Origin of the sequence: Acidovorax radicis N35, from assembly GCF_000204195.1 — a bacterium.
In the GTDB taxonomy this organism is placed as follows: Bacteria; Pseudomonadota; Gammaproteobacteria; order Burkholderiales; family Burkholderiaceae_C; genus Acidovorax; species Acidovorax radicis.
The window spans coordinates 114,419-137,971 of sequence record NZ_AFBG01000006.1 but is presented as its reverse complement, the minus strand read 5'-3'; the positions used below and the strand labels follow the sequence as shown (position 1 = coordinate 137,971).

Sequence of the window (23,553 nt, the reverse complement as noted above, 5' to 3'; positions counted from 1 at the left end):
AGCGCTTTATCAGCAAACGCGAGCAGCTATCAAAATGTGAGTTTCAACCCTTGGGGGCATTCTGGCCGAGAGCGATCTTGAGCAGATCGGCCACGGTGTTGGCGTTGAGCTTTTCCATGATGTTGGCGCGGTGCGCCTCCACCGTCTTGATGCTGATGCCCAGGTCGTCGGCGATCTGCTTGTTCAGGCGACCGGCCACGATGCGTTCGAGCACCTGGGCTTCGCGGCTGGTGAGCTTGGACAGCAGGGCATCGCGGCTCGCGGCCTGCTGATAGCCGGCGAAGGCTTCGCGGGCGTGGTCGAGCATGCGCTCGACGAGGCCCACCAGTTCTTCCTCGTCAAAAGGCTTTTGGATGAAATCCAGAGCTCCTTTTTTCATGGTGTTCACGGCCATGGGCACGTCGCCGTGGCCGGTGATGAACACGATGGGCAAGGGGGACTTGCGCTCGATCAGGCGGTCCTGCAGCTCCAGGCCCGTCATGCCGCCCATGCGGATGTCCACAATCAGGCAGGCGACTTCGCGCGGGTCGTAGCGTGAGAGAAACGTCTCGGCCGAATCAAAGCAACGCACCCGATAGTCCTTGCCTTCCAGCAGCCACTGCAGGGAATCGCGAACTGCCTCGTCGTCGTCAACAACGTAGACAGTGCCTTTTTTCGGAATCAAGCTCATGCAATTGTCCTTGGTTTTTGATTGTTTGCTACAGAATTTGTAGTGGCATCAGCAGGCTTGGCAAGCGGCAGCCAGAAGGAGAACCTGCAGCCCGTGACCTCTGATCCATTGTAGAGGTTCTCCGCCAGCATCCTGCCCTGGTGCGACTCGACGATGCTGCGGCACAGATTGAGGCCCATGCCCATGCCTTCTTCCTTGGTAGAGAAGAAGGCTTCGAACAGGCGCTCCAGCACCTCGGGGGCGAGGCCCTTGCCGGTGTCCTGCACCGAGAACTCCACCACTTCGCGGTCTTCGATGTGCTTGGGCACCACGCGCAGCTCCACGCTGCGACCCGAAGGTGGGCGGTTGGCGTGCTGGATGGCTTCGGCGCCGTTCTTCATGAGGTTGACCAGCACCTGCTCGATCAGGATGGTGTCCACCATCACAGGCGGCAAGCGGGCTGCCACATAGTGCGTCAGGCGCACGTTGTGTCGGCGAAGCTCGATGTCGGCCAGCTCCACGGCTTCGTTGACCATCGAATGCACGTCGGCCAGGGTGCGGTTGGGCTCGCTCTTTTTCACAAAGGCCCGGATGCGCTGGATGATCTGACCCGCGCGCTGGGCCTGGTGGGCGGTCTTCTGCAACGCCGTGAGCAGGGCTTCCTCGGTCAGCTGGCCGCTCTGGATGCGCGAGACCATGCCGCTGCAGTAATTGTTGATGGCCGTGAGCGGCTGGTTGAGTTCGTGCGCCACGCTGGAGGCCATCTCGCCCATGGTGATGAGGCGGCTGACGGATTGGGCGCGCTCGGCCTGCCGCGCCGCCTGTTCCTCGGCCTGGCGACGGGGGGTGATGTCGGTGGCAATCACCATCTGGGCCAGGCGGCCATCCACCCAGTTGAGGTAGCGCGAGCGCACTTCGAGCCATTTTCCCAGGTCGGGCAGGTAGATCTCGGCGTTCTCGGTGCGGGCACTGGTGAGCGGGTCGGTCGGCAGGCCCATGAGCCCGTCTTCGTCGTCCATGCCCGTGTGCTCCGTGCCCGCCACGGGCACCACGCCGGCCTGCGCCACCAGCTGCAGGTGCCCACCCGTTTGCGAGCCGAACCATTGGCGGTAGAGCTTATTGGCAAACAGCAGTTCTTCGCTGCCCAGCGGTGCCACGGAGACCGAGGCGTCCAGCGACTCCAGCACGATGGTGAAGCGCTCGTGCGATGCGGAAAGCTGTTCGCGGATGCGGTTGGGCTCGGTGATGTCGGTCATCGAGGTCATCCAGCCCGTCTGCTGGCCGTGCGCATCGATCAAGGGCGACACATAAAGCCTCGCATCGAACAGGGTGCCGCTTTTGCGCCGCACCCGCACCTGAAAACCGCCGACGATGGTTTTGCCCGACAGTTCGTCGCGCAGCTTGGCGTGCAAGGCCTCGTGGTCGGAGTCGGGCCAGTAAGGGAAGGGCGCTTTCAGGCCCACCAATTCGGCCTCGCTCCAGCCGGTCATCTGACAGAAAGCGGCGTTCACGTAGGTGATGCGGCCTTCCATGTCCAGCGCGCGCATGCCTGTCAGGATGGAGTTCTCCATCGCGCGGCGGAAGTTCGTCTCGGCCACCAGGGCCTGCTGGGCCTGCATGCGGCGGCGGGTGTGGCGCCAGGTGGCGATCAGCATCCAGGCCGTCATGGCCGAAAGCGTGCCCACCAGCCAGAACAGCCCGCTGCCCACCACGCCCAGCGAGGTGCGGTAGGCCTGTGCCTTGAGCACCAGCCCGTTGCCCACCGGAGAGACGGGCACCTCGTATTCGTTGGCGCGGGTCGTCCACGGCAGAAGCTGGGTGGCCGTGTTGCGTGGGCCCAGAGGGGTTCCGGCCAGCACCTGGTTCTTGCCATCGAGCAGCGTGACGGCGTAGCGCGCCAGCACCTCGGTGGGCGTGCCATAGCGCAGCAGGCTGTCGATGGAGTATTCGCCCAGCACCACCCCGCTGAATTTGCCCTGGTTGTTCAAAGGCACCTGCAGCTGGAGCAGCGGGGTTGAATCGCCCGAGGTTGCGGCCGGCTGGGCGTACACCGGCTGTTGCAGGTCGCGGGCCAGGCCAAAGGTGTCGGCCGTGTCGCCGGGTTTGAGCACTTCGCCGGCAATGCGCAACTCGCTGCTGGCCAGCGTGGGCGCTGCATGGCTGGCACGGATGCGGCGGCGCTCGTCGATCCAGGTGATCGCCTGCAGTTCGGGGTATTGGCTGATCAGGCTTTCGGCACGGCTTACAAACTCCGCGCGTTCCAGCTCCTGGTTCGACAGGTCGCGTGCAATGCGCATGAGCTGTTCCTGCCGCTCCAGCAGCCGCAGGCGCACGCGCTGTTGCGCGTATTCCACGTCACGCCGTAGGGCTTCTTGTTCGCGCTCGGCCTCTTCGGCGCGCAAATACCAGAACGCCGCCACGATGGCGGCCAGAAACATCAGCACGGCCGCCAGGGGCGCCAGCGCCGCGAACCGGTCCTGCCGGGTGGGCGACAACCCGCGCCACCACTTGCGCCACCAGCGGGCGGGCGCTGCCACGACCATGGCCGTGGAGGAGGGGTGGGGGGGCAGGGAATCCATCCTCCGAGTGTAGGGGAGCCGTGGCCCGCCATCGCGGCCATTGGTAATGTGCGTTTGCAGCATTTTCTTGTAATATGAAATGCATGGGCACCATTTGAAATTACAGAAAAATATGCGAAACTAGAGCCAACGTACTAAATTGCTGCCACACCTACAGGAGACAAAGCATGTCAGCTCAGCCCGACCCCCAGGCCGGAAACGGTAACGCGCCCGCCACCGACACCGACCAGCAGGAAACCCGTGAGTGGATGGATGCGCTGTCCGCCGTCATCGACAAAGAGGGGGCCGAGCGCGCCCACTACCTGCTGGAGCAGTTGCTGGAACATGCCCGCCAGAACAGCGTCGACCTGCCGTTCTCGGCCAACACCGGCTACGTCAACACCATCGAGCCCGGCATGGAGGCACGCAGCCCCGGCAACCTCGAAATCGAACAGCGTTTGCGCGCCTACATGCGCTGGAACGCCATGGCCATGGTGGTCAAGGCCAACCGCCACCATCCACCCGAGGGCGGTGACCTGGGCGGCCACATCGGCTCCTTTGCTTCGCTGGCCAGCATGTTCGGCGCCGGCTTCAACCACTTCTGGCATGCCGAGAGCGAGAACCACGGCGGTGACCTGCTCTACATCCAGGGCCACGTGTCGCCCGGCATCTATGCCCGCGCCTACCTCGAGGGCCGTCTGAGCGAAGACCAATTGCTCAACTTCCGCCAGGAAGTGGATGGCAAGGGCCTGTCGAGCTACCCGCACCCCAAGCTCATGCCCGAGTTCTGGCAGTTCCCCACCGTGTCCATGGGCCTGGGCCCGCTGATGGCCATCTACCAGGCGCGTTTCCTCAAGTACCTGCACGCTCGTGGCATCGCCAATACCGAAAACCGCAAGGTCTGGGTGTTCTGCGGCGACGGTGAGATGGACGAAGTCGAATCCCTGGGCGCCATTGGCCTCGCCGCGCGCGAGAAGCTCGACAACCTGGTGTTCGTCATCAACTGCAACCTGCAGCGGCTGGACGGCCCCGTGCGTGGCAACGGCAAGATCATCCAGGAGCTTGAAGGCGAGTTCCGCGGTTCTGGCTGGAACGTCATCAAGCTGATCTGGGGCAAGGGCTGGGACGCGCTCCTGGCCAAGGACCACGACGGCGCACTGCGCAAGCTCATGATGGACACGAACGACGGCGACTACCAAGCCATGAAGGCCAACGACGGTGCCTACGTCCGCAAGAACTTCTTCGGCCGCGATCCACGCACGCTCAAGATGGTCGAGCACATGACCGACGACGAGATCTGGAACCTGCAGCGTGGCGGCCATGATTCGCAAAAGGTGTACGCGGCCTTCCATGCCGCGCAGAACCATGGCGGCCAGCCTTCCGTCCTGCTGATCAAGACTGTCAAGGGTTTTGGCATGGGCAAGATTGGCGAGGCCAAGAACACCGTCCACCAGACCAAGAAGCTCAGCGACGAAGACATCAAGGCCTTCCGCGACCGCTTCAACATCCCGGTCCCGGACAGCCAGCTCGCCGAGCTGCCGTTCTACAAGCCGGCCGACGACACCCCGGAAATGAAGTACCTGCACGAGCGCCGCAAGGCCTTGGGCGGCTACCTGCCACACCGCCGCGTTAAGGCCGACGAGAGCTTCACCGTGCCCGCACTGGACACCTTCAAGGCCATCCTGGAGCCCACGCCCGAAGGCCGCGAAATCTCCACCACGCAAGCCTACGTGCGCTTCCTCACGCAGCTGCTGCGTGATCAGGCCCTGGGCCCCCGTGTGGTGCCTATCCTCGTGGACGAAGCCCGCACTTTCGGCATGGAAGGCCTGTTCCGCCAGATTGGCATCTACAACCCCGCAGGCCAGCAGTACACCCCGGTCGATAAAGACCAGGTCATGTACTACAAGGAAGACAAGGCCGGCCAGATCCTGCAGGAAGGTATCAACGAAGCCGGTGGCATGAGCAGCTGGATCGCCGCAGCCACGTCGTACAGCACGAACAACCGGATCATGATCCCGTTCTACGTGTACTACTCGATGTTCGGCTTCCAGCGCATCGGCGACCTGGCCTGGGCGGCCGGCGACATGCAGGCCCGTGGTTTCCTGCTGGGCGGCACCTCGGGCCGCACCACGCTCAACGGCGAAGGCCTGCAGCACGAAGATGGCCACAGCCACATCCTGGCCAACACCATCCCGAACTGCGTGAGCTACGACCCCACCTTCGCGCACGAAGTGGCGGTGATCATGCAGCATGGCCTCAAGCGCATGGTGGAGCTGCAGGAGAACGTGTACTACTACCTCACGCTGCTGAACGAAAACTACGCGATGCCTGGCCTCACGCCCGGCACCGAAGAGCAGATCATCAAGGGCATGTACCTGTGCAAGCCCGGTGTGGACAGCGCCAGCGCACCCCGCGTGCAACTGCTGGGCTCGGGCACCATCCTGCGCGAATCGTTCTTTGCGCAAGAACTGCTGGCCTCCGACTGGGGGGTGCAGGCCGACGTGTGGAGCTGCCCGAGCTTCAACGAGCTCACCCGCGACGGACAGGACGCCGACCGCTGGAACCTGCTGCACCCGCTGGAGACACCGCGCGTGCCATTTGTGGCGCAGCAGCTGGGCGCCAGCAGCGGCCCCGTGGTGGCATCCACCGACTACATGAAGGCTTACGCCGAGCAGATTCGCCCATTCGTCCCCAAGGGCCGTACCTACAAGGTGCTGGGCACCGACGGCTTTGGCCGCAGCGACTTCCGCAGCAAGCTGCGCGAGCATTTTGAAATCAACCGCCACTACATTGTGGTGGCGGCCCTCAAGGCGCTGAGCGAAGATGGTGTGGTGCCTGCGACCAAGGTGGCCGAGGCCATCAAGAAATACGGCATCCAGGCTGACAAGATCAACCCCCTTTACGCATAAATCGAACCGGAGACAACAATGGCATTGGTAGACATTCAGGTCCCGGACATCGGAGACTTCGACGAAGTCGGCGTGATCGAGTTGCTCGTGAAGCCCGGCGATACCGTCAAGGCTGAGCAATCTCTGATCACGGTGGAGTCCGACAAGGCGTCGATGGAGATTCCCTCCAGCCACGCAGGCGTGGTCAAGGAACTGCGCGTGCAGATTGGTGACAAGGTCAAGCAAGGCTCGGTCGTGCTGACGCTGGAAGTGCAGGGCGCTGCGCCAGCGCCAGCCCCCGCATCGGCTGCGCCGGCACCTGCCGCAGCCCCAGTATCGGCGGCTGCCCCAGCCCCGGTGGCTGCTGCACCTGCGGCAGCCCCGGCTGCAGCAGCAGGCCCGGTGGAAGTGCGTGTGCCCGACATCGGCGACTTCAAGGACGTGGCCGTCATCGAGCTGCTGGTCAAGGTGGGTGACACCATCAAGCTCGAACAATCGCTCTTCACCGTCGAGTCCGACAAGGCATCGATGGAGATCCCTTCGCCCGCCGCTGGCGTGGTCAAGGAGCTCAAGGTCAAGATCGGCGACACCGTCAACATCGGTGATCTGGTGGCCATGCTGGAAGGCGTGGCTGGCAGCGCCCCCGCAGCTGCTCCGGCCCCGGCAGCGGTGGCTCCTGCAAGCCCTGCGGTTGCCGCCTCTGCGCCGGCCCCTGCGGTAGCTGCTGCCGCAGCCCCGGCGGCCGCCACAGCCGCCGTGCCCGCGCACCAGCCCGGTACGCCCACGGCCGGCTTGCCCCACGCCAGCCCGTCCGTGCGCAAGTTTGCCCGCGAACTCGGTGTGCCGCTCGAAGAACTCAAAGGCACTGGCCACAAGGGCCGCATCACGCAAGACGATGTGCAGGCCTTCACCAAGCAGGTGATGAGCGGCGCCGCCCAGACCAAGGCGCAGGCTGCCAAGGCTCCGGTGGCCAGCGCTGGCGGCTCCGGCGTCGGCCTCGATCTGCTGCCCTGGCCCAAGGTGGACTTCACCAAGTTCGGCCCCGTGGAGCGCAAGGACCTCTCGCGCATCAAGAAGATCAGCGGCGCCAACCTGCACCGCAACTGGGTCGTTATCCCGCACGTCACCAACCACGACGACGCGGACATCACCGACCTCGAAGCCTTCCGCGTGCAGTTCAACAAAGAGAACGAGAAGAGTGGCGTCAAGGTCACCATGCTCGCCTTCATGATCAAGGCCGCCGTGGCCGCGCTCAAGAAGTTCCCCGAGTTCAACAGCTCGCTCGATGGCGACCAACTGGTTCTCAAGAACTACTTTCACATCGGTTTTGCGGCCGACACGCCCAACGGCCTCGTTGTGCCCGTCATCCGCGACGCCGACAAGAAGGGCATCGTCCAGATCTCGCAAGAGATGGGCGACCTGGCCAAGAAGGCGCGCGACGGCAAGCTCGGCCCGGCCGACATGACCGGCGGCTGCTTCTCCATCAGCTCGCTGGGCGGCATTGGCGGGCGCTACTTCACGCCCATCATCAACGCGCCTGAAGTCGCCATCATGGGCGTGTGCAAGAGCAGCATCGAACCCAAGTGGGACGGCAAGCAGTTCGCCCCGCGCCTGGTGCTGCCCCTGTCGCTCAGCTGGGACCACCGCGTGATCGACGGCGCTGCCGCCGCGCGCTTCAACGTGTACTTTGCCTCGCTGCTGGCGGACTTCCGCCGCATCGTGATGTAACGAAAGGGCAAGACACACCATGGCAATCATCGACATCAAGGTGCCCGACATCGGCGACTTCGCCGAAGTGGCCATCATCGAAGTGCTGGTCAAACCCGGCGACACCATCAAGGCCGAACAAAGCCTGATCACCGTGGAGTCCGACAAGGCCTCCATGGAGATCCCGTCCAGCCACGCTGGCGTGGTCAAGGAGCTCAAAGTGAAGCTCGGCGACAAGATCGCCGAAGGCTCGGTGGTGCTGACGCTGGAAGTGGAGGGTGCTGGCGCGGCGGCCCCGGCAGCCGCACCGGCCCCTGCGACACCCGTGGCTGCACCATCTGCGCCAAAATCGGCCCCAGCGCCCGCTAGTCAATCCCAAGCAGCTATCAATCCAGTAGCATCCAGCTTTGCTGGCACGGCCGACCTGGACTGCGACGTGCTCGTGCTGGGCGGCGGCCCTGGCGGTTATTCGGCGGCCTTCCGCGCGGCCGACCTGGGCCTCAAGGTCGTCATCGTCGAGCGCTACGCCACCCTGGGTGGCGTGTGCCTGAACGTGGGCTGCATTCCCTCCAAAGCGCTGCTGCACGTGGCGGCCGTCATGGACGAGGTCAGCCACATGGCGGACCTGGGCGTGAGCTTCGGCGCACCCTCGCTCGACATCGACAAGCTGCGCGGCCACAAGGAGAAGGTCATCGGCAAGCTCACCGGCGGCCTCGCCGCCATGGCCAAGATGCGCAAGGTGACCACCGTGCGCGGCTACGGTGCCTTTGTCGGCGCCAACCACCTGGAAGTGGAAGAAACCACCGGCACCGCGCAGGAGAAGACGGGCACCAAGAAGGTCATCGCCTTCAAGAAGGCCATCATCGCCGCCGGCAGCCAGGCCGTGCGCCTGCCCTTCATGCCCAACGATCCCCGCGTGGTCGACTCCACCGGCGCCCTGGCACTGAAGGAAGTGCCCAAGCGCATGCTCATTCTGGGCGGCGGCATCATCGGCCTCGAAATGGGCACCGTGTACAGCACGCTGGGCGCGCGCCTGGATGTGGTGGAAATGATGGACGGCCTGATGCAGGGCGCCGACCGCGACCTCGTCAAGATCTGGCAGAAGATGAACGCCAAGCGTTTTGACAACATCATGCTCAAGACCAAGACGGTGGGCGCCAAGGCCACGCCCGAAGGCATTGAAGTGACGTTTGCCGCAGCGGAAGAGGGCGGCACCGCCCCCGCGCCCCAGGTCTACGACCTGGTCCTGCAGGCCGTGGGCCGCACGCCCAACGGCAAGAAGATCGCTGCTGAAAAAGCTGGCGTGGCCGTGACGGACCGTGGCTTCATCAACGTCGACATCCAGATGCGCACCAATGTGCCGCACATCTTCGCCATCGGTGACATTGTGGGCCAGCCCATGCTGGCGCACAAGGCGGTGCATGAAGCGCACGTGGCGGCAGAAGTCATCGCCGGTGAACTGCAGGGCAACAAGGAGCTGGCCGCCGCCGCCTTCAACGCCCGCGTGATCCCATCAGTGGCCTACACCGACCCTGAAGTGGCCTGGGTGGGCCTCACCGAAGACCAGGCCAAGGCGCAAGGCATCAAGGTCAAGAAGGGCCTGTTCCCCTGGACGGCTTCTGGCCGCGCCATTGCCAACGGCCGCGACGAAGGCGTGACCAAGCTGCTGTTCGACGACTCGCCCGAAGCCCATGGCCACGGCAAGATCCTGGGCGGCGGCATGGTCGGCACGCATGCGGGCGACATGATTGGCGAGATCGCCCTGGCCATCGAGATGGGCGCAGACGCGGTGGACATTGGCAAGACCATCCACCCGCACCCCACGCTGGGCGAAAGCATCGGCATGGCGGCGGAGATTGCGCACGGCTCTTGCACGGACGTGCCGCCGCAAAAGAAGTGAGCTGACCCTCCTTCGAGGTTGCTACTGATTCAGTAGCTGGCCGCGCAGATTCCGAAAGGGCTGCGCGGCTTTTCTTTGGCTATATCGTGTTGTGTTGACGGGGTGCATAGCGGTACATTGGGTTAGCAATAGAGTTGGCAAAATTCTTGGCATAAATTGATAAATATTTAATTAAATCAATAATTTGCAATTGTCATAAAGTTGGCAAAATACAGCCATGTGCACATCGCCCCATCAGTTCGAGCCCTTGCTTCCATCCGATGCGCGGATGGAGCCTTTGCTGACCAAGGCGCACGACCTGTCCCGCGCCGCCACATTGTTGGCGGGCACCCGGGTGCCGCCCGAGTTGCGCACTCTGCTGCGCAGCATGAATTCCTACTACACCAACCGCATCGAGGGCCAGCACACGCGTCCGCACGAGATCGAGCAGGCGCTGCGCAAGGATTTTTCGCAAGACGCAGTGCTCGCCGCCAAGCAGCGCCTGGCCGTGGCCCACATAGAGGCGGAGAGCGCCTTGGAGCAACGTTACGCCGGGGTGGAGGGAGGGCGCGCCTTGTATTCGGTGGATGCGGTGCAGGTGCTCCACCGCGAGCTGTTTGGTCGGCTGCCATCCTCCGACCTGGTAACGGCGGAAAACGAACCCATCGCACCCGGTGCCTTGCGCCAGCGCGAAGTGTGGGTGGGTCAGCATGTGGCTCCGGCCTGGGCTAGCGTGCCGCAGTTTCTTGAGCGATGGGCGGCCTGCTACAGCGGTGTGCGCCGGGGCGAAGCCGCGCTGGTGGCCATGGCGTGCGCGCACCAGCGTCTGGGCTGGGTGCACCCATTTGTGGATGGCAATGGGCGTGTCATGCGGCTGCACACGCATACCTTGCTGAGTGCGCTGGGCTACACCGGGGGGCTGTGGTCGCCCCTGCGAGGCTTTGCACGCAGCACCGAGCAGTATTACGCGCTGCTTGCCGACGCCGACAGCGCGCGCCGTGGCGATCTGGACGGGCGCGGCAACTTGAGCGAACAGGCTCTGGTCGCCTGGGCCGACTATGTGCTGGATGTGTGTCAGGACCAGGTGGGCTTCATGTCCGACATGCTGGACTTCAAAACCTTGAAGGCCCGCATCGAAGCCTGCCTGGTGTTCGAAGCCACGGTAGAAAAATCGGGCGTGCGGCAAGAGTCGCTGCGCGGGTTGCACTACCTGTTCTTAAGCGGCGAAGAGATGGCGCGCGGCGACTTCAAGTCCATGCTGGGCATGAGCGACCGGGGCGCCACCGATGCGTTGGGTGCGCTGGTGCGGCGCGGGCTGCTTGTGTCCGATTCGCCGCAAGGGAAGGTGCGGTTTGGGCTGCCGCAACATGCGCTGCGCTTTTTGTTTCCCAGGCTATGGCCTGAGGCCGAGGCGGACGCGATGGCCCGGTAAACCACATGGGCCTTAGAACCCGTTCATGTTGAGGCGCGGTCCTTCAGGCCCGCGCCAAAGTGCCCCGACAAAAGTCGTGGAAAATAGAGGGTTTTCTGCCGCTATCCATGGGGCAGAACATCCGCCCGGCCTCCCAATCTTTTTTGCTCCTCTGAGCTTGCCCATGTCAGACGTCAACTCCTCCAAGATCTCTGTCGAGAAAATCGGCGGCACTTCCATGACCGCTTTTGGCGATGTGCTGCGCCACATCGTGCTGCACGACCCCAAACGCATTTACGGCCGCATCTACGTGGTGTCGGCCTATTCAGGCGTGACGAACCAGCTGCTGGAGCACAAAAAGACGGGTGAGCGCGGCATTTATGCCTTGTTTGCGGAAGGCAAGGGTTATCAGGATGCCTTGACGGGTTTGGCGGTCAGCCTGAAAAAACTCAATGCGGGCTATGCAGAGCTGGGCCTGCCGCTGGATGTGGCCGATGCCTTTATCGACCAGCGCATTGGCCAGGCGCGCGAGTATCTGGGGGCCATGCAGCATGTGCTGGCCAGCGGCTATTTGAGCCGCAAGGATGTGCTGCTGGCTGCGCGTGAAGTGCTGGCCTCGATTGGCGAGTCGCACAGCGCGTTCAACTCGGTCGAGATCCTCAAGGCCAACGGTGTGAACGCCACCCTGATGGACCTGGCCGGCTTTGATGACAACGAAGCGTGGACCATCGACGAGCGCATTGCGCAGAGCTTCAAGGGCCTGGACCTGAGCGACAAGGTGGTGGTGGCCACCGGCTACACCAAGGGCACCGAAGGCATCATGCGCGAGTTTGACCGCGGTTATTCCGAGGTCACCTTCAGCAAGATCGCCGTGGAAGTGCGCCCCGCCGAGGCCGTGATCCACAAGGAATTCCACCTGTCGTCTGCCGACCCCAACCTGGTGGGCCTGGAAAACGCCATCGTTGTGGGCGCCACCAACTACGACGTGGCCGACCAGCTGGCCGACGTGGGCATGGAAGCCATCCACCCCAAGGCTGCCAAGCCCATGGAGTTGGCGGGCATCCCCATCCGCCTGAAAAACACGTTTGAGCCCGACCATCCCGGCACGCTCATTACCAAGGATTTTGTGGGTGAGCGCGCGCGCGTGGAGATCGTGACCGGCACCGACAAGGTCACGCTGATCGAGATCCACGACCCCAGCATGGTGGGCACGGTGGGCTTTGATGCGGGCCTGATGAACGTGTTCTGCAAGCACGATGTGAGCTACATCCTGAAGGCAACCAACGCCAACTCCATCGCCCATCTGGTGTGGGACAACCAGGTCACGCCCGAGCTGGTGGCCGAGCTGCAGGAGGGCTACCAGATCGTGACGATCAAGCCCAGCGCGATTGTGTGCACCATCGGCTCCAACATCGGCATCCCAGGCGTGCTGGCCAAGGCCGCACAGGCACTGGCCGATGCGCGGGTCAACGTCAACTGCGTGTCCCAGACCCTGCGGCAGGTGAACATGCAGTTCGTGATCGAGCGCGAGGACTACAAGACCGCGATCAAGGCGCTGAACCTGGCGCTGTGCGTGAACTCAGGAACTCCCGTTCCACGCGTTTGAAGAAATAGCGGCAGGCTTGCCTGCCGCTAAGCCCTTCTATAAGGAGCCCGCCATGCGCGGGCTTTTTATCGCCTGGATGTCTCCGTCAGACGGTGCCGAGCAGCCTTTCGAACAGATCCGTTCCACCCATCTGCCCGCCCTTGAGCATCAACTCGAGCCCTTGGCGCGACGGGTCCGCACTGTGCGCGCTGCTCAGCGTGACGCCCGGGCAGACCGTGGTCTTGTACGACAGCCCCCACAACTGCAGCGCCTGGACTGCGTGGCTTGACGTGTCACCGCCGGCGATGCCGATGCGGCGCAGTGGCGCGCCGCGTTCTGCGCGGGCTTGCACCACGCGGGCGATCAGATCGGCACTGGCCTGGGCGATGTCGGTGGACGAAACCGCAGCGGCCAGCGGCGCGCCGTCCGTGGGGCCGGTGAAGGCCAGTACGTTCTGTCCGCTGTGCAGACCCTCGCAGAGGGCGTCCTGCAGACCCTGCGCGTAGGCCATGTCGCTGCACAGCCGCTGGGCGTCCACTGCGATGCGGTGGTATGCGGTGGCGGCCTGCACCTGCGCGGCGGTCAGGGGGGACAAGCTGCCCGCCCAGGCCAACACCGGCCCGTCGGCGGGCGCCAGCGGTGCAGCGGCCGTTAACGCCGGCTTGCCCCAGTGGGCGACCAGCGCCTGGGCCACGGCGCTGGAACCCACGGCCAGCAACCGGGCCTGTTGAGACTGCTGCCACAGCAAGCGGCCCACGGTGGCCAGCTGATCCGGCGTGGTCAAGTCCAGCAAACTGGGTGCCATGGCATGCGGGGTGGCCTCATGGTCGAGCAGAGCCTGCAGTGCAGCGTCCAGTGCGCTGGTGCCGGCGCTGGTGCTGGCGGCGGCGCTGATGTCGTACAGCGGGTAGTGCAGGGCGGTGATGCCGTCCAGCCCTTGCAGCGCCAGATGGAGCCGCAGGTCAGCCTCGCCCATGGGCGTGACGGGGTGCTGCCGCATAGTGGGGTGGCGGTCGATGCGGTGCACGAGCCCGCCGGTGCCTGCAGCCGCAAACAGGTTGCTGAACGCGCAGTAGCGCCCCAGGCTGGGTTGCCCTCCCACGATGGGCACCCAGCGGTTGTCCACAAACGGGTGCAGGGTCTGAATGCCGCAAGCAATGTTGCCGACATGTGGGGCGCTGTCGAAGGTGGAGCACACCTTGTAGTGCAGCACTGGCGGCGCAAGCTTTTCAAAGAAGCGGCCTACAGCCGACATCTCGGCCCGCATGGCCTCTGGCGGCATGGCGCGCGCAGCGCCCGCGATGCCCACCGCATCGAGCGGCCCGGCGGCGGCCAGGGCCTCTGCGCTGGGCACGCCCATGAACAGCATCGAGCGCAGGCCGGCCTGGGCCAGCACGGCCAGGGTGTCGGTGGCGCCGGTGAAATCGTCGCCGTACCAGCCGTACAGGGGGGCACTCGTCGTCATCGCTTATTTCTTGCCGAAGAATTCGATCGCACGGCGCAGCTCGGATGCGTGGGTGGCGCGCTGGGCCAGGGTCTCGCCCTTTTGTACCGCGTCCCAGGCCTGCTGCAGGCTGGCCACGCCCGCAGCGGGGCCATCGGGGTGGGCCAGGATGCCGCCGCCAGACATGAACAGCAGGTCGTTGGACCGGATGCTGTCCCAGGTGGCGGGCACGGTGCCGGCCCACTGGCCGTTGGAGAAGGCGGGCAGCACGCGGTCGTCCAGGCCTTCGCACAGCGGGGCCAGGGTGTCCTGGGCCGACTCGATCACTTCCTCGTCGGTCTGCGAGAACTTGCCCTGCAGGCCGTGCACATGCATGTGGTCCACGCCCGCCAGGCGCCACAGCGTCTGCCAGGCGTTGAACGAGAAGCCCAGCAGCGGGTGGCGCGACAGCGCGCCGTAGCCATTACGGTGGCCGTGCAGCGCCAGCGGGCTGTGGCGGCGCAGGGTTTGCACGGCCGAGTAGCCGCACCAGTTCAGGCTGACCATCACACAGCTGCCACCCTCGGCAGCAATCAGGTCGGCGTGGCGGCGCATGGCGTCGGTCTCGTCGGTGATGTTGAAGGCCACCATCACCAGCTTGCCGGTCTTGTCCTGGTGGGCGCGCACCCGGCGCATCACGGCTTTGACGCGGTCGGCCAGCGGCGCGTGAACCGGGTTGGCGCAGACCTCGTCGTCCTTGATGAAGTCCACCCCGGCAGCGCACAGGCGGCCCGCCAGGTCGCCGGTTTCTTCGGCCGACAGGCCCACGTTGGGCTTGATGATGGTGCCGATCAGCGGGCGGCCCTGCACGCCGGTCAACGCGCGGGTGCCGGTTATGCCGTGGCGGGGCATATCGAACTGCGCGCGGTAGGCGCTGGGCAGCTTCATGGACTCCAGCCGCAGGCCGGTGACTTCGCCCAGGTCGTACAGGTTGCCCGACACGGTGGCAGCCAGCGTGGGCAGGTTGGGGCCGATGTTGTCGCACGGAAAGCTCACGCGCAGCCGGGCGCGCTGCCAGGTCTGCGGTGTGTCAAACATGCCGCGCCGCTGCATCCAGCCGTTGGGCAGCGATGGCACAGGCGCCACATCCAGCAGCTCGACCGACTCCACCGTGGCGCGGGCGCGTTCGCGCAGCGCGTCGGTCTCGCCGTCGACCCGGGTGAAGGTGCCACACGATTGTTCGCCCGCCAGCACTTCGGCCACGTGGGCCGGGTCCAGCGGGGTTTCGATCAGGTAGGTGGCTTCAAAGCGGTCTGGGGACATGGTGGGTGAACTACTTTTTTGATAGCTGCTAGCGCTTATGGAATAAGCGCTAGAGGCCAATTTGTCTTGAAATTCTGGGCGTCTTCAGATCTTCGACAGATCCGGAAACGGCCGCACCGGGTCGGTCGTGCCATCCCAGGTTTCCGACTCCGAACGGATCAGGTCGAACATGCGGCCCTTGGGGCCCGCCACTTCCGACAGCTCGATCACCGTGCCGGGGTGGTACTCGGTGTCGAAGTAAACGAACCGGCCCTTTTCGCCCACCTCGCCACTCATCACCGTCTTGAATCCCTGGGCCGTCAGCCGCGCCAGGTCGGCGTCGTAGTCGCTCGTCCAGTACGCCACGTGCTGCAGCCCGGTGCGTCCGGCCTGCAGAAAGTCGCGGTACATCGACGGCACGTCATTGCGCGTCTGGATCAGCTCGACCTGCACATAGCCCGAGTTGGCCAGCGCCACCGAGTTGTGCGGCTCGTAGTGCTCGCCCTTGTAGACGTAGTTCTTGATCGGAACCTTGGGGTTGTAGAACCACGGTCCCACGCCCAGGGTCTTGCTCCAGTAGTCCATGGCGGCTTCGATGTCGTGGACCACATAGCCGAGTTGGCGGATGGCGCCGAAATGACGGCTCATAAGAATTTCCTTTGTTGGTGAGGGGCCAGTGCAGTGCAGGGCAGCGCTGAACGGAGGGCATTACCCACCGCTCGCCACCCGCCGCTGCCTACGTGGCAGCGCTTACTTCGCGCCGTCGATGATTTCTTTGGGGATCGGCACGCCGGCGTACTTCACATGGATGTCGTTCAACTTGCCGTTGGCCAGATTGGTCTTGATCCAGCCATTGACGGCGGCCATCAGCTCGGGCTGGCCTTTGCGCATGGCCACGCCCAGCTGGTACGACTGCAGGATGAACTTGGTCTCGAAGTCGCGCGCCGGGTTCTTCTTGGCGATGGCCGCGATGATGGGCGGCGTGATGGCGACGATGTCGGCCTGGCCGGTGGCCGCCGCGGTGATGGAGGCAGATTCGTCATCAAAGCGCACCACCTTGGCCTGCGGCGCGCGCTCGGTCACGATCTTGTCCTGCGGGCCACCGCGCGTCACGGCCACGGTCTTGCCGGCCAGGTCTTCGATGCTGGTCAGCTTCAAGCTCTTGGGCGCGCCCACTGCGGCCTGGATGGCGCCGTAGGGGATGGAGAAGTCCACCGCCTTCTGGCGCTCGGGCGTGATCGACAGCGACGAGATGATCAGGTCCACCTTGTTGGACAGCAGGTTGGGGATGCGTGCGGAGTTGGTCGTGTTCACGATCTCCAGCGTCAGGCCCAGGTCCTTGGCCAGCAGCTCAGCTGCTTCCACGTCCGAGCCCACTGGCTTCATCTTGTCGTCCACAAACCCATAGAACGGCGCGCCAAAGTCAATGCCCACGCGCAGCTTGCCGGCGGACTTGATGTCGGTCAGCTCGGCCATGGCGGGCATACACAGGGCGGCGGCGCCCACGGCCAGTAAGGTGCGGCGGAAGATAAGGGATACGGTCATGGTGGTTGTCTCCTGGTGGTTTTTGAGTACGGAATCGAAAGGGGCAGGGCTGAAGCTGAAACTCAAAGCCCGTGAGAAAGGAAGTTGCGCAGTTCGGCGGTCTGTGGGTTCTTGAGCATGTCGCCCGGGCCCGTCTCCCACACCTTGCCCTCGTGCATATAGATGATGGTGTCGGCCACCCGGGCGGCAAACTCCATCTCGTGCGTGACCAGCACCATGGTCATGCCGCCCTGGGCCAGGGCTTCGATCACGCGCAGCACCTCGCCGGTCAGTTGCGGGTCGAGGGCAGAGGTCACTTCGTCGAACAGCATCACCTGCGGCTCCATCGCCAGCGACCGGGCAATCGCCACGCGCTGCTGCTGCCCGCCCGAAAGCTGCTCGGGGTACGCCTGCGCCTTGTCCGCCAGGCCCACCTGCTGCAGCGTGCGGGCGGCAATCTCGCGCGCCTTGGCTGTGGGCAGGTTCTTCACGGCCTTGGGGGCCAGCGTGACGTTCTGCTCCACCGTGAGGTGCGGGAAGAGGTTGTAGCTCTGGAACACGATGCCCACGTCCTGGCGCAGCTGGCGCAGGTCGATGGCCGGGTCGTGCACCGCGTGACCGCAGACATTGATGGTGCCGCTGTCGATGATCTCCAGCCGGTCAATGCAGCGCAGCGCCGTGCTCTTGCCCGAGCCGCTCTTGCCGATGATGGCCACCACCTGGCCCCGGGGAATAGCAAACGACACGCCCTTGAGCACCTGGTTGCTGCCAAAGCTCTTGTGCACGTCTTTTAGTTCAACGACGGGCTGCGCAGGCGAGGCCGCTGGCTGGGAGGGTTGCGCGGCAGCGTCTCGGGCGAGGTTCATGGTGTCTTCTCGTTTCATGCGGTGGTCACAGAGGGGGTGGCTGTGCCACGGTTGTTTCCAAACTGCTGGCGCTGCTCCAGCTTGCGGCTCCACACCGACAGCGGGTAGCACATCGCAAAGTAGGCGATGGCGATCAGCAGGTACACAGTGAAGGGCTGAAAGATCGAGTTGTTGATGAGCTGCCCGGCACGCACCAGCTCGATGAACCCCACGATGGACGCCAGCGAGGTGTTCTTCACGATCTGCACCATGAAGCCCACCGTGGGCGGCGTGGCAATGCGCACTGCCTGCGGCAGCACCACCAGCCGCATGCGCTGGGTGCGCGACAGGGCCAGGCACTCGGCCGCCTCCCACTGCGTGCGCGGCACCGACTCGATGCATCCGCGCCATATCTCACCCAGATACGCGCTGACATAAACAATCATCGCGATGCTGGCCGCCACGATGGCGGGCAGCTCCAGCCCCGCGATGGACAGGCCGAAGTAGCACAGGAACAGCACCACCAGCAGCGGCGTGCCCTGAATGATCTGAATCCACGCAATCGTCGCCCAGCGCACCGCCTTGATCGGGCTGACGCGGCACAGCGCAATCACGCCCCCGGCCAGGCCACCGCCCACAAACGCAATCAGCGACAGGCCGATGGTCCACAGCGCGCCGAACAGCAGGTACTGCAGGTGGTATGAGTTCAATCCACCGTCAATCATTTAGCGCTCCCCAGTTTGCGTTGGCGCGTGAACACGATCTGCCCGAACACCCACAGCCCCAGCCGCATCAGCAGCGACAGCGCCAGGTACGCCACCGCCACCAGGATGTAAGCCTCAAACGGGCGGAAGGTCTCGGACTGCACCCGCGCCGCCACGGCAGTGAGTTCCTCCACCGAGATCTGCGAGGTGATGGACGACGCCAGCATCAACAGCACGAACTGGCTGGTGAGCGCGGGGTACACCTTCTCCATCGCCGGGCGCAGCACCACGTGCCAGTACACCTGCCGGCGCGTCAGTCCCAGGCACTCGGCCGCTTCGATCTGGCCCTTGTGGATCGAATCCATGCCCGCCCGCATGATTTCGCAGGTGTAGGCCGCCACGTTGATCACCAGCGTCAACAGCGCCGCAGCAAACGCCGACACCTTGAAGCCCAGGCTGGCCAGGCCAAAGAACACCAGAAACACCTGCACCAGCAGCGGCGTGTTGCGCAGCACCTCCACATACGCACCGCAGGCCCGCACCAGCCAGCGCTGGTCGTTGCGCCGGCCAATGGCCAGCAGCGTGCCGCCCACAAAACCGATCACGGTGGCCGGGAAGGACAGCAGGATGGTCATCCAAGCCCCTTCCAGAAACTGGGGCCAGTTGGCCAGCACGCTGGCAAAGTCGAACTCGTACGTCATGGGTGGGGCAGCCGTGCGCGTCAATCAGCGAGTGCTGGCGCGGCGGCCAAAAACTGGCGGCTTGCCCTGTGGGCGCAGGCGAGCGTGAGCGGAAATACCAGGCATGTCTTTGTCTCCTGCGTGATCGGCCTGGCAAGCGTGCCAGCCGTCACAACCTAGGGTTTTTACTGATGGGTTCTGATGCCTTTCAGCATCGAACGCCGAGTGATAGTATCCGCAGAATCCATCAAATACCAGCAAGCTAAATGATGGTTTTTGATTGAATCGCATATGGCCCAAACCCCGCCCAACCCCAGTAGTCCCAGCAGTCCCCGCAGCCCGCGCATCCCCGACATCGCCCAGCTGTCCGGCGTCTCCACCGCCACGGTCGATAGGGTGCTGAACCAGCGCTCGGGCGTGCGCAACGCCACCGCGCAGCGGGTGCTGCAGGCCGCAGCCACCCTGGGCTACCTGCCGCAGGCCGAGCTGCACGCAGCGCTGCAACCCCAGCCGCTGCGCCTGATGGTGCTGATCCCCGAGGGCAGCAACCGCTTTCTGCAAATGCTGGGCGACGTGATCGGCTACGCGCAGGACCACTGGGCACCGTTCAACGTGCGCTGCCAGGCGGCGTACATCGAAAGCTTCAACCCCGACGCGCTGGCCAAAGCGCTGCTGCACTACGGCAAGCGCTGCGACGGCATCGCCTTCATGGCGCTGGAGCACCCCGTGGTGCGCGAGGCCGTGGCCCAGCTGGCAGAGCAGGGCGTGCCCACCGTCACGCTGATCTCGGATTTATCCAACTCGCGCCGCGTGGCCTACGTGGGCCTGGACAACCGCGCCGCCGGCCGCACCGCCGCCTACCTGATCGCCCGCTTCATGGGGCCGCTGGCCCACAGCCGCAAGGCGCATGTGGCGATGATTGTTGGGTCACTGCGCTACCGCGCCCACGAGGAGCGCGAAGCGGGCTTTTTGCACCTGTTTGAAGAGCAGTTCCCCCTGGTGCAGGTGGTGGGCGTACGCGAAGGTCAGGACGACGCCGAACGCAACTACCGCCAGGCCCGCGCGCTGCTGGAGCAGCACGACGATTTGGCAGGCATCTACAACATCGGCGGCGGGGCCGAAGGCATTGGCCGGGCGCTGAAAGAGGCGGGCGCAGACCGCAAGATCGTGTTCATCGGCCACGGCCTCACGCCGGATACGCGTGCGCTGCTGATCGACGGGACGATGGACGCGGTGATCACCCAGAACCCGCAGGGCGCGGTGATGAACTGCGTGCGGATATTTGCGAATCTGCGGGATGGAAGGGAGCCGACGAGCGGGGTGGAGACGACGCGGAGCCAGGTGATTTTTCGGGAGAATTTGCCGTAGGGGTGGTGCTGCGCCGCGTTGGAGGCAGGCCAACAGGCGCGCGAAGGCGTGCTCTGTATGGGGAAACCTATGCTGAGTTGGCTCTTTGACCGCACGAGGCTGAGTGCAGCCGGTCACGTTCTGCAGCGGGAATGACGGCGGTCGCCGATACCGGACAGCGCGAGCTTGGGAAGTCACGCTACGAACTGTGGTCTTGTCCTGCTGACATATGACGCGATATGCGCTCGTGATGCAGCGCAGCATCGAGCGTCTCAACGTCGTTGGGCCGACTTCCTTCGTGGTCCCTAATGACGATCGACGGTGTGGAGCGGGTGATGGGAACCGAACCCACGTATCGAGCTTGGGAAGTTAACGTTCTGCCATTGAACTACACCCGGCTAGCTGCGCAGTCCACCGCAGAGTTCGTTCAAGTGAGACCAAGCGCCGGGATGAACGCCGGGTTAATTACATAGGTTATCCCATTTCGAACCAACTGATCGTGAGCGCCATTCATTACTTTCATGTTGTAGTGGAACGAGTATATGAAACGGGGCTCACCATTGGTCCAGACAAAGCCTAAAAATCCGAACCAGAACAGCATCTCTATAAGACCGGTTATCGCATCTGCTGGAACACCATAATTTGAAAATCGACCTTCAAGTGCTTCACGATTGAATTTTGCAGGGCTTCCCAAGAATGCATATAGCAAGTCTCCGGAATCTGGATACACATCCCGAATCTCTAAATTGATCTCCGACAAGAGATCATCGGAAAAGGCGGCCATGCCTTTTTGGATGTCTTCTTGTTGAATGCGATCATGTCCAAGACTCACGGCGTATCCGCGGCAATGCCCGATTAGATCTAGCAAGCTGCGAGGCCTCATCAAAGATCTATCAATTAGATACTGAGATGTATCCTCTCCGTCAATCATTGGCACGCAAATCGAATTCCAGACCTGTCGAAAGTCCTCATCATCCCCAAATGCGTCACTTCGTGCAATTCTACGAAACACCATTTCCCGCAATAACTCTGAGTCATCCCAATCAACGTTGGCCCGAGTCTCTTTGCCGCGATCCGATGTCGTATCTACTAAATTCTCAAAGATATCATTGCGCAAGAAAACTACTGTGTGGGCAATCGTCTCCTTTCGATTTAACTCGCGCTCGATCTTACGTGTCGCCTCCAGCAAAGCACGAACGATTACCAAGTCGCTCGCATTGACACCTTTGGATGTCCATCCTTTGTCTAAGTTGTCAAATAGCAACCAGAGCTCCTCCTTGAATTGGAGATACTCCTTTACGCCGGCTTTGAGTTTATTGAAGTCATGCTTGTAGATCAGCTCCGTAATCTCTGGCCCGCTGAGTTCGAGTTCTGTGCCATCTGGGTATTTGGATTCCAGTTCTTGCGTCAAATCACGCAGAAGACTCTTTAGTCTTTCCGCAAAGTCGCCCTCATTAGAGTATTCATCTGTGATATAGGCAGCCCTCAGTCGCTGATACGGATCAAAGAGGCGTGCATCTCGGATATGTGCATCCTGATCTTTTTCCAATAACTTGTAGCAGATTTCAATCCACAGAATGTATTCCCACAATGCTGTAATGGTGTGCTCCACCGTTCCGGCAGACATCATGCGGACAACACTGTCCTTTAGCTTAAGGAGTTGATATCCGTCAGGTTTGAGGTCAAGGACAACGTTGCTTCGCTTCGTGCGCATCGTGTCTCGCAGGCGAAAAAATATTGCAGTCTTTCCGGACCCCTTACGCCCAGTCACTAGGCGCACCTCTCTCCGTTGGGCTCGTCGAAATGCTGGGATTTCGACGTAGTATTCTCCAAGAGCAGTCATCTCGTTTTCCGCCGCTGAGGCGCCTAAATCGACCTGCTCAAGTCTAGATTTCGACGCACCATTTGCAGGTGCGGGGGCAGCTTCTTGGAAAAGCTCAAAGACCTTTTCTGATACTGATGTAACCGCCGATTGAAAATCCTTTTGTATTACGCAATGCCGCACAAAATCACGGTAGTCAAGCGGAACTGGTGTATCGCCGCTCTGAATAAAAACCTTTGCTTTGGACATACCATCCGCCAAACCTGCAACGAAGGCGCAACGCAGGTTATGAATTCTCGCGTCGGCATGATCCGTCGACAAGAGGTGTAAAATTACCCCCATCGACTGAGCCACATTTGATATGGCATCGCGAGCGGAGAGTCGCGGCGATTCCGTAGGATCAAAACTACGGAACTTCAGTGGAGCTTTTTTAATGGCGGAGACGATGTAACCGTCATAGTCGGATTTTCGCTTGGGTTGAACTATATAGATCGGCGACTGAATGTTGATTTTCTCGTGCAGTGGAAGCTTCCGAGTGTGGTCAAAATTTCTAATGTAGTCCGCGAGTTGCGTACCATTGGAATAGGACTTCCAGCCGAGCGTGTCAAAAAGGCCAAGATCATGAGCCAGCAGCTCGTCTTCGGCTACGGAAGCATGTCGGACTAAAAGAACGCGCTTCCCTCTCCCAATGCTATAGCCAATCTCATACACCACATTAAAATTGTATCGCGAGATATCTGCGACCGTGAATTCTGAAGAATCGATGCCGGTGAGCACTTCGGTCGCTATGAATCTTCCTGGGATGTCCAACTCTTCCCAGCTCATGGGCGAGATAATTTCCGATGCGGTCTCGCGAAGTCGTGCAATCGCATTATTTACTGCTTCGCGAACCATAGGTATTCCGCTCGCATATGCAATAAAAGTCGATTTGGTCATTACCTGTCCCTCAATAGAACGCCATCGCTGCAAATCGCAAATGACTGTTGGTTTGTCTCAAGTATGACTTGCTCTAGGCTCTACGGGAAGCGTTGGCGGAGCCAGCAGCTAGGCGGGTGTTGTTTCGATGGTAGAACGTTGGCTTCCCAAACTCGATACGTTGATTCGACTCACGTCCCCCGCTCCACTTCGGCTTCCCAAGCTCACGCTGTAAGCCGGCTCCCGATCCATTGCCATCACTCGCACTTCTATAGGTCCATTTGGCGCAGTGACCGCAATTGAGCCCAACCGCG

16 protein-coding genes and 1 tRNA gene are annotated in these 23,553 nt (G+C 62.7%); 6 read left to right on the top strand and 11 right to left on the bottom strand.

Translation table 11 applies throughout. The features are described from left to right. Positions 1-43 precede the first annotated feature (43 nt). Both ARADN35_RS0101880 and ARADN35_RS0101875 read right to left on the bottom strand, forming a co-directional pair. A complete protein-coding gene (locus tag ARADN35_RS0101880; RefSeq protein WP_007848524.1) occupies positions 44-670 on the bottom strand; it encodes a response regulator transcription factor in 627 nt (208 codons plus the stop codon). Further along, positions 667-3,228 carry a PAS domain S-box protein gene (locus ARADN35_RS0101875; protein WP_010458399.1) on the bottom strand — a complete coding sequence of 854 codons (2,562 nt, stop codon included), beginning with the start codon at positions 3,226-3,228 and terminating at the stop codon, positions 667-669. Before ARADN35_RS0101875 ends, ARADN35_RS0101880 begins: the two co-directional genes overlap by 4 nt. A gap of 167 nt (positions 3,229-3,395) precedes the next feature. Between ARADN35_RS0101875 and aceE the strand changes: the two genes are divergently transcribed. The 5 genes from aceE (at position 3,396) to ARADN35_RS0101850 (ending at position 12,698) form a co-directional block, all read left to right on the top strand. Further along, positions 3,396-6,116, top strand: coding sequence for a pyruvate dehydrogenase (acetyl-transferring), homodimeric type (aceE, locus tag ARADN35_RS0101870; RefSeq protein WP_010458389.1), 2,721 nt, complete (start codon positions 3,396-3,398; stop codon positions 6,114-6,116). An 18-nt stretch (positions 6,117-6,134) separates the two neighbouring features. Next, positions 6,135-7,823: a dihydrolipoyllysine-residue acetyltransferase gene (gene aceF, locus ARADN35_RS0101865; RefSeq protein WP_010458388.1), complete on the top strand. Its 1,689-nt coding sequence runs from the start codon at positions 6,135-6,137 to the stop codon at positions 7,821-7,823. Between the two features lie 19 nt (positions 7,824-7,842). Then, the gene (gene lpdA, locus ARADN35_RS0101860; RefSeq protein WP_010458387.1) at positions 7,843-9,702 is read left to right on the top strand and encodes a dihydrolipoyl dehydrogenase; all 1,860 of its coding nucleotides are present in this window, start codon (positions 7,843-7,845) and stop codon (positions 9,700-9,702) included. A 217-nt stretch (positions 9,703-9,919) separates the two neighbouring features. Beyond that, positions 9,920-11,113, top strand: a complete 1,194-nt coding sequence (locus ARADN35_RS0101855; RefSeq protein WP_029412932.1) for a Fic family protein — start codon at positions 9,920-9,922, stop codon at positions 11,111-11,113. A 163-nt stretch (positions 11,114-11,276) separates the two neighbouring features. Beyond that, positions 11,277-12,698 carry an aspartate kinase gene (locus ARADN35_RS0101850; protein WP_010458385.1) on the top strand — a complete coding sequence of 474 codons (1,422 nt, stop codon included), beginning with the start codon at positions 11,277-11,279 and terminating at the stop codon, positions 12,696-12,698. 85 nt (positions 12,699-12,783) lie between these two features. On the opposite strand, the gene ARADN35_RS0101845 is transcribed toward ARADN35_RS0101850, so the two are convergent. The 7 genes from ARADN35_RS0101845 to ARADN35_RS0101815 form a co-directional block, all read right to left on the bottom strand. Next, positions 12,784-14,142 carry a four-carbon acid sugar kinase family protein gene (locus tag ARADN35_RS0101845; protein WP_010458384.1) on the bottom strand — a complete coding sequence of 453 codons (1,359 nt, stop codon included), beginning with the start codon at positions 14,140-14,142 and terminating at the stop codon, positions 12,784-12,786. 3 nt (positions 14,143-14,145) lie between these two features. Beyond that, the gene (locus ARADN35_RS0101840) at positions 14,146-15,423 is read right to left on the bottom strand and encodes a ribulose-bisphosphate carboxylase large subunit family protein (protein WP_010458383.1); all 1,278 of its coding nucleotides are present in this window, start codon (positions 15,421-15,423) and stop codon (positions 14,146-14,148) included. A gap of 84 nt (positions 15,424-15,507) precedes the next feature. Then, a complete protein-coding gene (locus ARADN35_RS0101835) occupies positions 15,508-16,050 on the bottom strand; it encodes a VOC family protein (protein ID WP_010458382.1) in 543 nt (180 codons plus the stop codon). 102 nt (positions 16,051-16,152) lie between these two features. Further along, entirely contained in the window at positions 16,153-16,947 is a 795-nt protein-coding gene (locus tag ARADN35_RS0101830) for a transporter substrate-binding domain-containing protein (protein ID WP_010458381.1), read from the bottom strand. A 62-nt stretch (positions 16,948-17,009) separates the two neighbouring features. Then, positions 17,010-17,792 (bottom strand): amino acid ABC transporter ATP-binding protein, encoded by a 783-nt coding sequence (locus ARADN35_RS0101825; protein WP_010458380.1) that lies wholly within the window; start codon positions 17,790-17,792, stop codon positions 17,010-17,012. 14 nt (positions 17,793-17,806) lie between these two features. Continuing rightward, entirely contained in the window at positions 17,807-18,496 is a 690-nt protein-coding gene (locus ARADN35_RS0101820; RefSeq protein WP_029412924.1) for an amino acid ABC transporter permease, read from the bottom strand. Beyond that, entirely contained in the window at positions 18,493-19,176 is a 684-nt protein-coding gene (locus ARADN35_RS0101815; protein ID WP_010458378.1) for an amino acid ABC transporter permease, read from the bottom strand. The genes ARADN35_RS0101820 and ARADN35_RS0101815 overlap by 4 nt, the downstream gene beginning before the upstream one ends. Before the next feature lie 270 nt (positions 19,177-19,446). On the opposite strand from ARADN35_RS0101815, the gene ARADN35_RS0101810 reads away from it, so the two are divergent. Further along, complete coding sequence (locus ARADN35_RS0101810) at positions 19,447-20,523, top strand: LacI family DNA-binding transcriptional regulator (protein ID WP_010458377.1); 1,077 nt, start codon at positions 19,447-19,449, stop codon at positions 20,521-20,523. A gap of 303 nt (positions 20,524-20,826) precedes the next feature. On the opposite strand, the gene ARADN35_RS0101805 is transcribed toward ARADN35_RS0101810, so the two are convergent. After that, positions 20,827-20,901: transfer RNA gene (locus ARADN35_RS0101805), tRNA-OTHER, on the bottom strand. Positions 20,902-20,929: 28 nt separating this feature from the next. Beyond that, positions 20,930-23,260, bottom strand: coding sequence for a P-loop ATPase, Sll1717 family (locus tag ARADN35_RS27760; protein WP_029412923.1), 2,331 nt, complete (start codon positions 23,258-23,260; stop codon positions 20,930-20,932). Positions 23,261-23,553: the final 293 nt, after the last annotated feature.